The organism is Streptomyces sp. LS1784 (genome assembly GCF_020103755.1).
Lineage (GTDB): Bacteria > Actinomycetota > Actinomycetes > Streptomycetales > Streptomycetaceae > Kitasatospora.
Map to the genome: position 1 here is coordinate 1 of NZ_JAHSQD010000167.1, position 14,855 is coordinate 14,855.

The 14,855-nt window shown below is 71.0% G+C and carries 13 protein-coding genes and 1 riboswitch; of the genes, 8 read left to right on the forward strand and 5 right to left on the reverse strand.

Translation table 11 applies throughout. The annotated features are described in order from the left end of the window. Positions 1-163: 163 nt before the first annotated feature. The 4 genes from KS423_RS20160 to gcvT all read right to left on the reverse strand — a co-directional run bounded on the left by KS423_RS20160 (position 164) and on the right by gcvT (position 4,702). Complete coding sequence (locus KS423_RS20160; RefSeq protein WP_224280955.1) at positions 164-1,531, reverse strand: L-serine ammonia-lyase; 1,368 nt, start codon at positions 1,529-1,531, stop codon at positions 164-166. A 164-nt stretch (positions 1,532-1,695) separates the two neighbouring features. After that, positions 1,696-2,976 carry a serine hydroxymethyltransferase gene (gene glyA / locus KS423_RS20165; RefSeq protein WP_224280956.1) on the reverse strand — a complete coding sequence of 427 codons (1,281 nt, stop codon included), beginning with the start codon at positions 2,974-2,976 and terminating at the stop codon, positions 1,696-1,698. 128 nt (positions 2,977-3,104) lie between these two features. Then, on the reverse strand, positions 3,105-3,482 hold the full coding sequence (gcvH, locus tag KS423_RS20170) for a glycine cleavage system protein GcvH (protein WP_224280957.1): 378 nt from the start codon (positions 3,480-3,482) through the stop codon (positions 3,105-3,107). A 98-nt stretch (positions 3,483-3,580) separates the two neighbouring features. Then, positions 3,581-4,702, reverse strand: coding sequence for a glycine cleavage system aminomethyltransferase GcvT (gcvT, locus tag KS423_RS20175; RefSeq protein WP_224280958.1), 1,122 nt, complete (start codon positions 4,700-4,702; stop codon positions 3,581-3,583). Positions 4,703-4,933: 231 nt separating this feature from the next. Continuing rightward, a riboswitch (glycine riboswitch) is annotated at positions 4,934-5,035 on the reverse strand. A gap of 210 nt (positions 5,036-5,245) precedes the next feature. Here gcvT and KS423_RS20180 point away from each other — a divergent pair. The 8 genes from KS423_RS20180 (at position 5,246) to KS423_RS20215 (ending at position 14,654) form a co-directional block, all read left to right on the forward strand. Continuing rightward, positions 5,246-6,049 (forward strand): enhanced serine sensitivity protein SseB C-terminal domain-containing protein, encoded by an 804-nt coding sequence (locus KS423_RS20180; RefSeq protein ID WP_224280959.1) that lies wholly within the window; start codon positions 5,246-5,248, stop codon positions 6,047-6,049. Between the two features lie 117 nt (positions 6,050-6,166). Next, the gene (locus tag KS423_RS20185; protein ID WP_224280960.1) at positions 6,167-7,090 is read left to right on the forward strand and encodes an enhanced serine sensitivity protein SseB C-terminal domain-containing protein; all 924 of its coding nucleotides are present in this window, start codon (positions 6,167-6,169) and stop codon (positions 7,088-7,090) included. Positions 7,091-7,534: 444 nt separating this feature from the next. Beyond that, positions 7,535-8,524, forward strand: coding sequence for an ABC transporter permease (locus KS423_RS20190; RefSeq protein WP_224280961.1), 990 nt, complete (start codon positions 7,535-7,537; stop codon positions 8,522-8,524). Between the two features lie 87 nt (positions 8,525-8,611). Beyond that, entirely contained in the window at positions 8,612-10,387 is a 1,776-nt protein-coding gene (locus tag KS423_RS20195) for an ABC transporter substrate-binding protein (protein WP_224280962.1), read from the forward strand. Positions 10,388-10,485: 98 nt separating this feature from the next. Beyond that, positions 10,486-11,496 carry an ABC transporter permease gene (locus tag KS423_RS20200; protein WP_224280963.1) on the forward strand — a complete coding sequence of 337 codons (1,011 nt, stop codon included), beginning with the start codon at positions 10,486-10,488 and terminating at the stop codon, positions 11,494-11,496. Continuing rightward, positions 11,493-12,563 carry an ABC transporter ATP-binding protein gene (locus KS423_RS20205; protein ID WP_224280964.1) on the forward strand — a complete coding sequence of 357 codons (1,071 nt, stop codon included), beginning with the start codon at positions 11,493-11,495 and terminating at the stop codon, positions 12,561-12,563. Before KS423_RS20200 ends, KS423_RS20205 begins: the two co-directional genes overlap by 4 nt. A gap of 34 nt (positions 12,564-12,597) precedes the next feature. Beyond that, a complete protein-coding gene (locus tag KS423_RS20210; RefSeq protein ID WP_224280965.1) occupies positions 12,598-13,644 on the forward strand; it encodes an ABC transporter ATP-binding protein in 1,047 nt (348 codons plus the stop codon). A 350-nt stretch (positions 13,645-13,994) separates the two neighbouring features. Beyond that, on the forward strand, positions 13,995-14,654 hold the full coding sequence (locus KS423_RS20215) for a trimeric intracellular cation channel family protein (protein ID WP_224280966.1): 660 nt from the start codon (positions 13,995-13,997) through the stop codon (positions 14,652-14,654). Here KS423_RS20215 and KS423_RS20220 read toward each other — a convergent pair. After that, positions 14,560-14,817, reverse strand: a complete 258-nt coding sequence (locus KS423_RS20220) for an IclR family transcriptional regulator C-terminal domain-containing protein (RefSeq protein ID WP_224280967.1) — start codon at positions 14,815-14,817, stop codon at positions 14,560-14,562. The two genes, KS423_RS20215 and KS423_RS20220, sit on opposite strands and share 95 nt — an antisense overlap. Positions 14,818-14,855 lie beyond the last annotated feature (38 nt).

Consider the following 14,855-nt stretch of genomic DNA (forward strand, 5'->3'; position numbering starts at 1 on the left):
GGCCACGGCGGTCGCCTGCCTGGCCCGCCCGCAGCGGGGGGCAACCGGGGAGCCGGCGTCGGCCGACGCACCCGCGAAGGCGGGCGCGGCCGGGTGATCCCGGGCGACGCGAAGGCCCCCGGGCGGAGCGGGAGACCGCCCGGGGGCCTTCAGCGCGTCGTGATCAGCACTCGATGACGTTCACGGCGAGTCCGCCGCGCGAGGTCTCCTTGTACTTGATCTTCATGTCGGCCCCGGTCTCCTTCATCGTCTTGATCGCCTTGTCCAGCGAGACGTGGTGCCGTCCGTCGCCGCGCAGCGCCATCCGGGCCGCGGTGACGGCCTTGACCGAGGCCATGCCGTTGCGCTCGATGCAGGGGATCTGGACCAGGCCGCCGACCGGGTCGCAGGTGAGGCCGAGGTTGTGCTCGATGCCGATCTCGGCGGCGTTCTCGACCTGCTCGGGGGTGCCGCCGAGGACCTCGGCGAGGCCGCCCGCGGCCATCGAGCAGGCGGAGCCGACCTCTCCCTGGCAGCCGACCTCGGCGCCGGAGATGGAGGCGTTCTCCTTGAAGAGCATGCCGATGGCGCCGGCCGCGAGCAGGAAGCGGACGATGCCGTCCTCGTCGGCGCCCGGGATGAAGTTCAGGTAGTAGTGGAGGACGGCCGGGATGATCCCGGCGGCGCCGTTGGTCGGCGCGGTGACCACCCGGCGGCCGGAGGCGTTCTCCTCGTTGACCGCCATCGCGTAGAGGGTCACCCACTCCATCGCGTTGGCCGGGCCGATCCCCTCGGCGCGCAGCGTCCGGGCCGCCGCGGCGGCCCGGCGGCGGACCTTCAGACCGCCCGGCAGGATGCCCTCGCGGGTCATGCCGGCCCGCACGCACTCCTGCATCACGGACCAGATCTCCAGCAGGCCGGTCCGGATCTCCTCCTCGCTGCGCCAGGCCTTCTCGTTCTCCAGCATCAGGCCGGAGATGGACAGCCCGGTCTCCCGGGTGAGCCGCAGCAGCTCCTCGCCGGTGCGGAAGGGGTAGCGCAGCGCGGTGTCGTCGGGCTTGACCCGGTCCGCGCCGATCGCGTCCTCGTCCACCACGAAGCCGCCGCCGACCGAGTAGTAGGTCTTCTCCAGCAGGGCCGAGCCGTCCGCCGCGTACGCCCACAGGGTCATGCCGTTGGCGTGGTAGGGCAGCGAGCGGCGGCGGTGCAGGACCAGCTGGCTGTCCGGGTCGAAGTCGATGGTGTGCTCGCCGAGCAGGCTGATCCGCTTCTCGGCGATGATCCGCTCGACGTCCTTGTCGGCCTGGTCGACGTCGACGGTGCGGGGAGAGTGGTTCTCCAGGCCCAGCAGGACGGCCTTCGGGGTGCCGTGGCCGTGGCCGGTGGCGCCGAGCGAGCCGTACAGCTCGGCGCGCACGCCCGTCACCCGGTCCAGCAGGCCTTCGGAGCGCAGTCGGCGGGCGAACATCCGGGCGGCGCGCATCGGGCCCACGGTGTGGGAGCTCGACGGGCCGATGCCGATGGAGAAGAGGTCGAAGACGCTGATGGCCACGGGGGACGTCCTTGTCTGGTCTCGTGGAAGGACTTGCTGGCAGGGAGGGCTGACACGGGACGGGGCACCGCACGCACTGTCCAGTGTGCGCGGTGCCCCGGGATCCCAGGTGCGCCGGCGGGGTGAGGCCGGTCACCTGATCCGATGAGCCCGACCGAGCGGGACTACTCCTGGTTGGCCAGGTTCGGGTAGAGCGGGTACTTCTCGGCCAGGGCGGTGACCCGGGCCTTCAGCGCGGCGGCGACGGTCTCGTCGAAGGCGGGCTTGAGCGCCTCGGCGATGACGTCGGCGACCTCGCGGAAGTCCTCGGCCCGGAAGCCGCGGGTGGCCAGGGCCGGGGTGCCGATGCGCAGGCCGGAGGTGACCATCGGCGGGCGCGGGTCGTTCGGGACGGCGTTGCGGTTGACGGTGATGCCGACCTCGTGCAGCCGGTCCTCGGCCTGCTGGCCGTCGAGCTGGCTGTTGCGCAGGTCGACCAGGACCAGGTGGACGTCGGTGCCGCCGGAGAGCACGGTGGCGCCGGCCTCGGCCACGTCGGCCTGGAGCAGGCGCTCGGCGAGGATGCGGGCGCCCTCCAGGGTGCGCTGCTGGCGCTCCTTGAACTCCTCCGAGGCCGCGATCTTGAAGGCGACCGCCTTGCCGGCGATCACGTGCTCCAGCGGGCCGCCCTGCTGGCCGGGGAAGACCGCGGAGTTGATCTTCTTGGCGTACTCGGCCTTGGACAGGATGACGCCGCCGCGCGGGCCGCCCAGGGTCTTGTGGGTGGTGGTGGTGACCACGTCCGCGTAGGGCACCGGGTTCGGGTGCAGACCGGCGGCCACCAGGCCGGCGAAGTGCGCCATGTCCACCATGAGCAGGGCGCCGACCTCGTCGGCGATCCGGCGGAACTCGGCGAAGTCCAGCTGGCGCGGGTAGGCCGACCAGCCGGCGATGATCAGCTTCGGCTGGTGCTCCTTGGCGAGGCGCTCGACCTCGGCCATGTCGACCTGGCCGGTCTTGTCGTCCACGTGGTACGCGGCCACGTTGTAGAGCTTGCCGGAGAAGTTGATCTTCATGCCGTGGGTCAGGTGACCACCGTGGGCCAGGCTCAGGCCCAGGATGGTGTCACCCGGCTGGATCAGCGCGAACATCGCGGCGGCGTTGGCCTGCGCACCGGAGTGCGGCTGGACGTTGGCGTGCTCGGCGCCGAACAGGGCCTTGATCCGGTCGATCGCGATCTGCTCGACCACGTCGACGTGCTCGCAGCCGCCGTAGTAACGGCGGCCGGGGTAGCCCTCCGCGTACTTGTTGGTGAGCACCGAGCCCTGGGCCTCCATGACCGCCACCGGGGCGAAGTTCTCGGAGGCGATCATCTCCAGGGTGGTCTGCTGGCGGTGCAGCTCGGCGTCGACCGCGGCGGCGATCTCCGGGTCGAGGGCGTGCAGGGACTGGTTCAGAACCGTCATGGTGTGGTCTTCCCGGGGAGGAGAGGCGGGGGTGCCGCGCGAAGCGCGCCCTTGGAAGGGTGGTGGTGGTGACGGGTGGGCCGTGGAGGGGCGGGGCGGCCGTGGTGCTGCGGCCGCCCCCGCGGGGCTCAGGCCGAGTGGGTGAGCTTGTCGTACTCGTCGGCGCTGAGCAGCTCGTCGGTGGCCTCGACGCGCACCTTGAACAGCCAGCCGCCCTCGAACGGGGCGCTGTTGACCAGGGCGTTGTCGTCCAGGACGTCCTGGTTGACCTCGGTGACCTCACCGGTCACCGGGGAGTACAGGTCGCTGACCGACTTGGTGGACTCCAGCTCGCCGCAGGTCTCGCCGGCGGTCACGGTGTCGCCGACCTCGGGCAGCTGCACGTAGACGATGTCACCGAGGGCGTCGGCGGCGTGCTTGGTGATGCCGACCGTGGAGACACCGTCCTCGGCGGCGGTCAGCCACTCGTGCTCCTTGGTGTACTGCAGGTGCTGGGGGTTGCTCATGGCGTCATTCTCCAGGATGGGAAGCGGGCACGGCGAAGCGGGCCGTCACTCGGACGGCTGCGACGTGCGGGTACGGGGGAAGACAGGCCCGGAGGGCCTCAGCGGGCGCGCTTGTAGAACGGCAGCGCGACGACCTGGACGGGCTCGTGCTTGCCGCGCACGTCCACCGCCACGGTGGTGCCGGGGGCGGCGTGGGCGGCGTCGACGTAGGCGATCGCGATCGGCTTGCCCAGGGTCGGGGACGGCGCGCCGGAGGTGATCCGGCCGATCGGCTCGCCCTCGGTGGAGACCACGGTGTACTCGGCGCGCGGCACCCGCTTGCCCTCGGAGACCAGGCCGACCAGCACCTTCGGCGGGTTGGTCTCGGCCGCGGCGGCGGCCTGCTCCAGCGCCTTGCGGCCGACGAAGGTGCCCTCGTTGGTGGTCTTGTCGAAGCGGACGACCCGGCCCAGGCCGGCGTCGAACGGGGTGAGGTCGGTGGACAGCTCGTGCCCGTACAGCGGCATGCCCGCCTCCAGGCGCAGCGTGTCGCGGCAGGACAGGCCGCACGGGACCAGGCCGTGGCCCTCGCCGGCGGCGGTCAGCGCCTGCCAGACCGGCTCGGCGTCGGCCGGGTGGCAGAAGATCTCGAAGCCGTCCTCGCCGGTGTAGCCGGTGCGGGCGAGCAGCACGTCGCGGCCGGCCACCTGGGCCGGGAGGATCGCGTAGTACTTCAGGCCGGGCAGGTCGGCGTCGGTGGTCTTCGCCAGGATGCCGGTGGCCTCCGGGCCCTGGACGGCGATCAGCGCGTAGGTGTCGCGGTCGTCGGTGACGACGGCGTCGAAGCCCTTGGCGCGGGCGATCAGCTCGTCGAGGACCAGCTGGGCGTTGGAGGCGTTGGCGACGACCAGGAAGGCGTCCTCGCGCAGGCGGTAGACGATCAGGTCGTCCAGGATGCCGCCGTCCTCGGCGCAGATCATGGTGTAGCGGGCGCGCAGCACGCCCAGCGCGGAGACGAACCCGACCAGCGCGTGGTCCAGCATCTCGCCGGCCTGCGGGCCGGTGACGGTGATCTCGCCCATGTGCGAGAGGTCGAACAGGCCGGCCTTGGTGCGGACGGCGAGGTGCTCCTCGCGCTCACTGCCGTAGCGCAGCGGCATGTCCCAGCCGGCGAAGTCGGTCATGGTCGCGCCGAGGGCGCGGTGCAGCGCGTCGAGCGCGGTCAGGCGGAGGGACGACATGGCCAGGAACTCCTCGGTCGGGGCACTCAGGGGTGCACGCGCCGGGACCGGACCCGCTCGGGGACCGACCCTGCGCGCGGGCATGCGGCGGCGTGGGTCTCCCCATCTGTCGTCGAACCTGAGAGCTTCACCGCCGACCTGCCCACAGCTGTTTCCAGCTTGGGGGACAGCATGGCGGCTTGCACCGTGGGTGGGCGCACGACAGGGCCGGGCGCCGCTTTCCAGATGTGCCTAACCCGTGCGGTAGGGGTGCCTGAGAGATTCCGGGGAGGACTTGCTCCTTCGGCGCCGGCTGTGCCTGAGCGGCACTCCGGGCTCTCCCGCGCGGGTTCGAGCGGCCGGTATGGAGTTGTGGGGGCCCGCGGCGCATGCCGTCGGACGGGCACATCATGGCACGTCCGGGACGGCGAGGGGAGGGGGGACCCGGTCACACCGCCCGGTACCCGAACACGAGCCCTGACCTCACCCCCCGCACGCCTCTAGACTGCTGCGCGTCGGCACAGCAGAGGGCGGCCGAACGACAGAGGGCGGAATCGGCGGCGCATGGGGTACCCGGTGGAACAGCAGCAGGGGTGGGGCGGACCGCAGGAGGCGCCGGCGGGCGGCTCCTGGCCGGCCAACGAGCTGGAGCAGGTGCTGACCGCGGCCCTGGGCGACCCGGGCGCGACGCCGCGGGTGATCGAGGTGCTGGCCCGCAGCCAGGTGTGGGTGCCGCTGCCGGCCGGGGCCGACCCGCAGGGGCAGTCGCTGGACCTGCCGACCATCGAGCTGGGCGGCGACCCGTACGTGCCGGTGTTCTCCTCGCAGGAGGTGTTCCTCCAGCAGGCGCCGGGGATGGCCTTCGCGATCGCGCCGGTCTGGGAGTTCGCCCGCGGACTGCCGCTGGGCGTGGGCATCGCGGTGAACCCGGAGGCGGCGGTGGGCATCCCGGTGCCGCCGCAGGGGGTCGCCGAGCTGCGCCGCGGTCCGCGCGAGGACCGCTGGGAGGCCGCTGACGACGCTTCGGAGCCGACCGGCGGGCGGGTGGCGCTGCGCGAGCCGGTGCCGGGCGAGGACCCGGAGCACTTCCTGGCCGCCTGCCGGAGCGAACTGTCGGCGTTGCCCGGGGTGTTGACCGCCCGCAGGGCGCTGGCCAGCGTCGAGGGCGAGCCGACCGTGATGTTCGTGGGCGTCCAGTTGGACCCTGCGGCACCGGCCGATCCGGCCGCGGTGAACGAGGCACTCGGGCGAGCGCTGGGAACCGCGCCGCTGCCCGGGGGCGTCCACCTCGTACTGCTCGACCTCGCCGACGACCCGGTGGTCGAGTGGCTGCTCACCCGGGTCATGCCTTTCTACACGCGGGTGTGAGCGGGGTTCGTATCAAAGGTACGTCGCCGTGGCGGTGGCCGGTGCCGCGCCATAGGGTGCGTGCAGACGGCCGACGGGCCGGCGGGTTGAGGGAAAGAGGCGCGGCGAGGTGGGCGCATGAGTGCGGGAACGGGAGCGGGCGGTGTGCCGGGGCCCTGGGGCCAGGCACCGGCCGGGCGCCCGGGAGCTGATCCCGGCGCGTTGGAGCGCGCCCTGCGCGACGTCGCGCCGGAGCGCTACGACGCGTACGAGCGGCTGCTGCACGCGCTGGCGGACGGCCAGGTCTGGATGCTGCTGTGGCACGGCACGCCGGGCAGCCCGGACGCCCAGTACGGGAACATGGAGATCAGCGGCCACGGCTACGCGCCGGCCGTCACCTCGTCCGAGCAGCTGACCGCCTCCGGCTGGGCGCGGGCCCACGAGGTCATCTCCGGCCGGGAGATCGCGGCTTCGCTGTACCGCACCCGCTGGGGCCTGTGGCTCAACCCGCACGCGCCCGGCGGCGGCGTCGGGGTGCCCTGGGCGGACCTGCGGCGGATCGCCGCGGGCCTGGACCGGCTGCCGGCCGGGCCGTTGAAGCTGAGCGAGCCGCAGCTGAACGCCCAGCCGTTCTTCGCGCTGCTGGAGCGGCAGGCCGGCGAGCTGCGGGCGGTGCGGGCGTTGCGCCGGGCCTGGGTGCAGCCCGCGGTGGGGGAGCCGTACCTGGCCATCGGCCTTGACCTGTACGAGAGTTCTCCGCCGGTGGTGGAGGCGGTACGGGCCCTGATGCAGCGCGCGATCGCGGTGGCCCCGGAGGGGCTCGCGGTGTCCACGGTGGCGATGTCGGACGAGTACGACCCGGTGGCGCTGTGGATGCGCGCCAACGCGCGGCCGTTCTTCGACCGGGAGGCGGGCCGCCCGCCGACCGGCCCGTACCCGCCGGTGCCCCCGCCGCCGTACCCCGGGCAGTCGACGCCGGGCTACGCGTACGGCACCCAGCCGCCGGCGCAGGGCTGGCAGCAGCAACCGCAGCGGCCATGGCCCGGCTACCCCGGGCGCTGATTCCCAAAACCCATTCTCCGAAGCCGACTTGATTGTCCGTCAAGTCGGCTTCGATGCTTTCCGGACGAATTTCCGGACGTGTGACCCGGTCATCTTGACATGGCGGCTACAGCCGTGTGAAGAGGTATATGCCGAAGATCCGGGAGGTGCATGCACACAGATCACAGTTGGGCATCTGTCGGTTGTCAGGGCTGGCGTAAGCCAGTTCGGATGGCAGAGAGTTCTGCGCAACGCACCGCGCGTACTGGAACCCCACAAAGGTGAGCGCGCACGCCGACAGCCCGCCCGCGCGACGCCCATCCCGCGTGGTGGCAGTGCCTGTGCACGACGCACTGCCTCAACACCCGCTCCTCCTAAGCACTTCCGCACGTCCGCAGCCGCACCGCCGAAGCCGGCGACCGGCACCCGTGGGCCGGCCACCGTCGGCGAGGGGACCAACTGACCATGACCGCATCCGTGACCACCGCCGGGAACGAACCGGAGGCACCCGCCGCCGCGAGCCCGGCCAAGAAGATCGAGGGCCGCTCCCTCGGTCAGATCGCCTGGACCCGCTTCAAGCGGGACAAGGCCGCCGTCGCCGGCGGCGTCGTGGTGATCCTGCTGATCCTGCTCGCCGTGCTGGCCAAGCCGATCGAGTCGCTGTTCGGGCTCGACCCGGACGCCCTCCACCAGGACCTGCTGGACGCCGACCTCGGCGGTCTGCCGTTCGGCGACTGGGGTGGCATGAGCTGGGACCACCCGCTCGGCGTCGACCCGCTCCAGGGCCGTGACCTGCTCACCCGCGTCATCGAGGGTTCCTGGGTCTCCCTGCTGGTCGCCTTCGGCGCGACCCTGCTGTCCAACACCATCGGCACCGTGCTCGGCATCATGGCCGGCTACTACGGCGGCTGGGTGGACACCGTGATCAGCCGGGTGATGGACGTCTTCCTCGCGTTCCCGCTGCTGCTCTTCGCCATCGCGATCTCGACCTCGCTCCAGGGCGGGGCGTTCGGCCTGCACGGCCTGCCGCTGCACATGCTGGTGCTGATCTTCGTGATCGGCTTCTTCAACTGGCCCTACATGGGCCGGATCGTGCGCGGCCAGACGCTCTCGCTGCGCGAGCGGGAGTTCGTCCACGCGGCCCGCAGCCTGGGGGCGCGCGGCCCGTTCATCCTGTTCAAGGAACTGCTGCCCAACCTGGTCGGTCCGATCCTGGTCTACTCGACCCTGCTGATCCCGACCAACATCCTCTTCGAGGCCGGGCTGAGCTTCCTCGGCGTCGGCATCCAGCCCCCGCAGGCCTCCTGGGGCGGGATGCTCCAGGACGCGATCCGGTACTACCAGGTGGACCCCCAGTACATGGTGGTCCCCGGTCTGGCGATCTTCATCACCGTGCTCGCCTTCAACCTGCTCGGCGACGGGCTGCGCGACGCCCTCGATCCCAAGAGCAACTGACCAGGTGTCATCACCTGTTCGTGCTCGACTGACATCACGTCAGGACCATCTCACCGCCTCCACATCCCCAAGGGGTTGATCTCTCCCATGCGTAGGTCCCGTACCGTCGCCCTGACCGCGGCGGCCGCCGCCGTGGTCCTGGTCGTGACCGGTTGCACCAGCTCGTCGAAGAGCGGTGACTCCTCCTCCTCCTCGGCCTCCGGTTCCGCCGGGGGCGGCTCCGGCGCCAACGCGGCCACCAAGGGCATCGTCAACGCCTCGGACAAGAAGGGCGGGACGGTGACCTTCGAGATGAAGGGCACCCCGGACTCGCTCGACCCGGGCAACACGTACTACGCGTACATCTACAACTTCTCGCGCCTGTACGGCCGTCCGCTGACCACCTTCAACCCGGCCGCCGGCGAGGAGGGCAACAAGCTCGTCCCGGACCTCGCCGAGTCGATGGGCCAGCCCAGCGCGGACGGCCTCACCTGGACGTACAAGCTGCGCAAGGGCCTGAAGTACGACGACGGCACCCCGATCACCTCGAAGGACGTCAAGTACGCCGTCGAGCGCTCCAACTTCGCGCCGGACGTGAACTCCAACGGCCCGACCTACTTCCACGACCTGCTGGTCGACAACGAGACGCCGTACGAGGGTCCGTACAAGGACAAGGCCGGCGGCCTGAACTCGATCGAGACGCCGGACGACACCACGATCGTCTTCCACCTGAAGCACCCGTTCGCGGACTTCGACTACCTGGTCAGCGCCCCGCAGACCGCGCCGGTCCCGCAGGCCAAGGACACCGGTGCCGACTACGTGAAGCACATCGTGTCCTCGGGCTCCTTCAAGTTCGAGTCCTACGAGGACGGCAAGCAGGCCGTCCTGGTGCCGAACACCAACTGGGACGCCAGCACCGACCCGATCCGGAAGCAGCTGCCGGAGAAGATCGTGCTGAAGATGAACATCGACCAGGCCACGATCGACAAGGACCTGCTGGCCGGCAACGCCCAGGTCGACCTGGTGGGCGGCGGCGTCGACCCGCAGACCCAGGCGCAGATCCTGCAGAACCCGAAGCTCAAGGCCAGCACCGACAACGCCTACGGCGGCCGCCTGGTCTACCTGGCGATCAACAGCAAGGTCGCTCCGTTCGACAACATCGAGTGCCGCAAGGCCGTCCAGTTCGCGATCGACAAGGTCTCGGTGCAGACCGCCGAGGGCGGCCCGATCCGCGGCCAGGTCGCCAACACGGTGCTCCCGCCGGACATCCCGGGCCACCAGGACTTCAACCTGTTCGAGACCAAGGACAACAAGGGTGACGAGGCCAAGGCCAAGGACGCCCTGAAGGCCTGTGGCAAGGACAGCATCAACACCGTGCTCTCCGCCCGCACCGAGCGCGCCACCGAGGTCGCCGCCGCCACCTCGATCCAGGCCGCGCTGAAGAAGGTCGGCATCAACGCCGAGATCCAGCAGTACCCGCAGGGCAAGTACCTGACCGACAGCGCCGGTGCCCCGCAGTTCACCCAGGACCACAACATCGGTCTGATGATGATGCAGTGGGGCGCGGACTGGCCGACCGGCTACGGCTTCCTGCAGCAGATCGTCGACGGCCGGGCGATCAAGGCCTCCGGCAACAGCAACCTCTCCCAGCTGAACGACCCGGCGGTCAACAAGCTGCTCGACGACGCCGCCGTCAACCCGGACAAGGCGGCCCGCGAGAAGACCTACGCCGACATCGACAAGAAGGTCATGGAGCAGGCGGTCATCGTCCCGCTGACCTACTTCAAGGTCTTCCTGTACCGCCCGGACAACGCCACCAACATGGTCTCCACCCCGGCGTTCTCCGGTGAGTACGACTACCTGAACATCGGCTCCACCAAGTAAGAGCCTGGCTCCGCATCCCTGAAGGCAGGTGAAGGCAGCGGCGCCCGCCGCCGTCCGGAAGACCCCGGACGGCGGCGGGCCGCCGGAGCCGCCCAACTGTGTTTGCCTACATCATCCGCAGGATCTTCGCGGCGGTGATTCTGCTGCTGGTCGTCAGCGCGGTCACCTTCGCGATCTTCTTCCTGCTCCCGCGACTCGCCGGCGAGACGGCCGACCAACTGGCCGCCCAGTACATCGGGAAGAACCCCTCACCCGAGGCGATCGCGGCGGTCAAGCAGAACCTCGGCCTCGACCAGCCGCTGTACTCCCAGTACTGGAACTTCCTCAAGGGGCTGGTCAGCGGCGCCGAGTACAAGTTCGGGCCGGAACCGGCCACCTGCCACGTCCCCTGCTTCGGCTACTCCTTCAAGAACCACCTGGAGGTCTGGCCCGAGCTGTCCAAGCGGATCCCGGTCACCATGTCGCTGGCCGCTGGCGCGGCCGTGCTCTGGCTGGTCTCCGGCGTCGCCACCGGCGTCGTCTCCGCCCTCAAGCCGCGGTCGATCTTCGACCGGCTCTCCATGGGCGTCGCCCTCGCCGGCGTCTCGCTGCCGGTCTTCTTCACCGGCGCGCTGCTGCTCACGCTGTTCAGCTACGAGTGGCCGATCCTGGACAACCTGCACTACGTCGACTTCACCGACGACCCGCTGATGTGGGCCCGCAACCTGATCCTGCCCTGGATCTCGCTGGCCTTCCTCTACTCCGCCCTCTACGCCCGGCTCACCCGCGCCGGAATGCTGGAGACCATGAGCGAGGACTACATCCGCACCGCCCGGGCCAAGGGCCTGGTCGAGAGCAAGGTCGTCACCCGGCACGGGCTGCGCGCCGCGCTCACCCCGATCGTCACGATCTTCGGCATGGACCTCGGGCTGCTGCTCGGCGGCGCGCTGATCACCGAGCAGGTCTTCTCGCTCCAGGGCGTCGGCCAGTTCGCCGTCCAGGCGATCTCCGACAACGACCTGCCCAAGATCCTCGGCGTCACCCTGCTCGCCGCCTTCTTCATCGTCGCCTGCAACCTCGTGGTCGACCTCCTGTACGCCCTCGTCGACCCCCGGGTGAGGCTCTCGTGACCGACCTCCAGAAGACCCCGGCGGACGCCGCGCAGACCCCGTCCGGCGACCCCTTCCTCTCGGTCCGCGACCTGCGGATCCACTTCGACACCGACGACGGCCTGGTCCGCTCGGTGGACGGGGTCAGCTTCGACCTGCACAAGGGACGCACCCTCGGCATCGTCGGCGAGTCCGGCTCCGGCAAGTCCGTCACCTCGCTGGGCATCATGGGCCTGCACCGCTCCAAGCGGGCCCGGATCAGCGGCGAGATCCGGCTGAACGGCGAGGACCTGATCGCGGCCGGCCCGGACCGGGTGCGCCAACTGCGCGGCCGGGACATGGCGATGATCTTCCAGGACCCGCTGACCGCGATGCACCCCTACTACACGGTGGGGCAGCAGATCGTCGAGGCCTACCGGGTGCACCACCCCGAGGCGAACAAGAAGCAGGCCCGGGCCCGCGCGGTCGAGATGCTCGACCGGGTCGGCATCCCGCAGCCCGACCGCCGGGTGGACGACTACCCGCACCAGTTCTCCGGCGGCATGCGCCAGCGCGCCATGATCGCCATGGCGCTGGTCAACGACCCCTCGCTGCTGATCGCCGACGAGCCCACCACCGCCCTGGACGTCACCGTCCAGGCACAGATCCTGGACCTCATCCGTGACCTCCAGGAGGAGTTCGGCTCCGCCGTCATCATCATCACCCACGACCTCGGGGTGGTCGCCGAGCTGGCCGACGACATCCTGGTCATGTACGGCGGCAAGTGCGTCGAGCGCGGCCCGGCCGAGACCCTCTTCGACGCGCCCGAACACCCCTACACCTGGGGCCTGTTGGGCTCGATGCCGCGACTGGACCGGGAGCTCCAGGACCGGCTCGTCCCGGTCAAGGGCACCCCGCCCAGCCTGATCAACGTGCCGACGGGCTGCGCCTTCCACCCGCGCTGCCCGTACGCCGCCCTGACCGACGGGCGCTCCACGAGCGAGCTCCCGGTGCTGGCCGAGGCCGCGCCCGGGCACTTCGCGGCCTGCCACCTGTCGGCCGACGAGCGGCACCGCATCTTCGCCGAAGAGATCGCGCCCCGGCTGTGAGCCCGGCCTCGTACCACCTTTCTGGAGAGAACCGATGACGGACACTCAGGCGGCCCCGATCCCGTCGCCGGCACCCGCCTCCGACCGCGAACCGCTGCTGAAGGTGACCGGCCTGACCCGGCACTTCCCGATCCGCAGCGGGCTGCTGCGGCGCCAGACCGGCGCGGTGCGGGCCGTGGACGGCATCGACTTCACGGTCAACGCCGGCGAGACGCTGGGCGTCGTGGGCGAGTCCGGCTGCGGCAAGTCGACCATGGGCCGACTGGTCACCCGGCTCGACGAACCGACCGGTGGGACCATCGAGTTCGAGGGCACCGACATCACCCACCTGGGCGTCGGGGCGATGCGGCCGCTGCGCCGCGACATCCAGATGATCTTCCAGGACCCGTACTCCTCGCTGAACCCCCGGCACACCGTCGGCACCATCGTCGGCGCGCCGTTCAGGCTCCAGAACGCGGTGCCGGAGGCCGGGCTCAAGAAGACCGTCCAGGAACTGCTGGAACTGTGCGGGCTCAGCCCCGAGCACTACAACCGCTACCCGCACGAGTTCTCCGGCGGGCAGCGCCAGCGCATCGGCATCGCCCGGGCGCTCGCGCTGAAGCCGAAGATGATCGTCGCGGACGAGCCGGTCTCCGCGCTGGACGTCTCGATCCAGGCGCAGGTGGTCAACCTGCTGGACGACCTCCAGCAGGAGCTCGGACTGACCTACCTGATCATCGCGCACGACCTCTCGGTGGTCCGGCACGTCTCGGACCGGGTCGCGGTGATGTACCTCGGCAAGATCGTGGAGATCGCCGACCGGGACTCGCTCTACAGCAGCCCGATGCACCCGTACACCAACGCGCTGATGTCCGCGGTGCCCGTCCCCGACCCGCGCCGCCGCCAGCGCGCGGGCCGCGAGCGCATCCTGCTCAAGGGCGACGTCCCCTCGCCGATCAACCCGCCCAGCGGCTGCCGCTTCCGCACCCGGTGCTGGAAGGCGCAGGACGTGTGCGCGAGCCAGGAGCCGCCGCTGGTGGCGCTCAAGACCGGGCACCAGGTGGCTTGTCACTTCCCCGAGCTTGGCGAGGGGAACGACTAGCACAGTCCCGAGCTTGGCGAGGGGAACGACTAGCACAGTCCCGAGCTTGGCGAGGGGAACGACCAGCACGGCCCCGAGCTTGGCGAGGGGAACGACCAGCGCGGCCCCGAGCAGAACGTGCCGGCCGACGCCGCCGGCTCCTGACGGTCGGCGCTCGTGAGACAGAGGCCGCCCACCCCGGGGTTCCGGGGCGGGCGGCCTCTTCGTCGTCCGTGCGCCGTCGGCCGGCTCCGCCCGGTGCGGGCCCGGGCGGCTGCGGGGAGCGGGTTCGCCCGGTCTCCCACGGGGCGTTGGTGTCCGAAGCATGATCGTTCGCCGGAGCACCCGGGCACATCGGGTACACATGGACGGTGACATCCCAGCTCTTCCCGTCCGACGTGCAGCAGTCGCTGGACCTCGTCGGCATATTCGTCTTCGCCCTCTCCGGGGGTCTGCTCGCCGTCCGCAAGAACATGGACATCTTCGGAATCTGTGTGCTGGCGGAGGTCACCGCCCTGGGCGGCGGGGTGATGCGCGACCTGGTGATCGGCGCGACCCCGGTCGCCGCGTTCACCAACCTCGGCTACTTCATGACCCCGCTGGCCGCCGCGCTGGTGGTGTTCTTCCTGCACCCGGAGGTCGAGCGGATCAACCGGGCGGTGCAGACCCTGGACGCGCTCGGGCTCGGGCTGTTCTGCGTCACCGGCACCGCCAAGGCGCACGACTTCGGGCTCGGCTCGGTCGCGGCGATCGCGCTCGGCATGGTGACCGCGGCCGGCGGCGGCGTGATCCGCGACGTGCTGGCCGGGGAGATCCCCTCGCTGCTGCGCTGGGACCGGGAGATCTACGCCGTCCCGGCCCTGGTCGGCGCCACCGTGGTCGCGCTGCTGATCGCCGCCGACCGGCTCACCGGCGTGACCGGCACCGCCGCCGCACTCACCGCCTTCGGGCTGCGGATGCTCGCGCTGAAGTACGGCTGGCGTGCCCCGCGGGCCTGGCACCGCAACGGTTCTCGCACCAGCGAGGAGTAGGCGAGCCGCCGTACGCGAGCGAGATCGCCTCGGCGGTGCAGAGCAGTTCCGGCACCATCCGGGCCAGTTCGGCCGGCGGCACCTCGCTCGCCGGGGCGCTCAGCGCACAGGCCGCGACCGTCCGCCCGCCGCTGCCCGCGACCGGCGCGGCCACGCAGGTCACCGCCTCCCGGTGCTCGTAGGACTCGGCCGCCCAGCCCC

Coding starts and splice junctions, on each gene's coding strand:
- glyA (WP_224280956.1), bottom strand. CDS start 2,976: ATGACGGTTCTGAACCAGTCCCTGCACGCCCTCGACCCGGAGATCGCC.
- gcvH (WP_224280957.1), bottom strand. CDS start 3,482: ATGAGCAACCCCCAGCACCTGCAGTACACCAAGGAGCACGAGTGGCTG.
- gcvT (WP_224280958.1), bottom strand. CDS start 4,702: ATGTCGTCCCTCCGCCTGACCGCGCTCGACGCGCTGCACCGCGCCCTC.
- KS423_RS20180 (WP_224280959.1), top strand. CDS start 5,246: ATGGGGTACCCGGTGGAACAGCAGCAGGGGTGGGGCGGACCGCAGGAG.
- KS423_RS20185 (WP_224280960.1), top strand. CDS start 6,167: ATGAGTGCGGGAACGGGAGCGGGCGGTGTGCCGGGGCCCTGGGGCCAG.
- KS423_RS20190 (WP_224280961.1), top strand. CDS start 7,535: ATGACCGCATCCGTGACCACCGCCGGGAACGAACCGGAGGCACCCGCC.
- KS423_RS20195 (WP_224280962.1), top strand. CDS start 8,612: ATGCGTAGGTCCCGTACCGTCGCCCTGACCGCGGCGGCCGCCGCCGTG.
- KS423_RS20210 (WP_224280965.1), top strand. CDS start 12,598: ATGACGGACACTCAGGCGGCCCCGATCCCGTCGCCGGCACCCGCCTCC.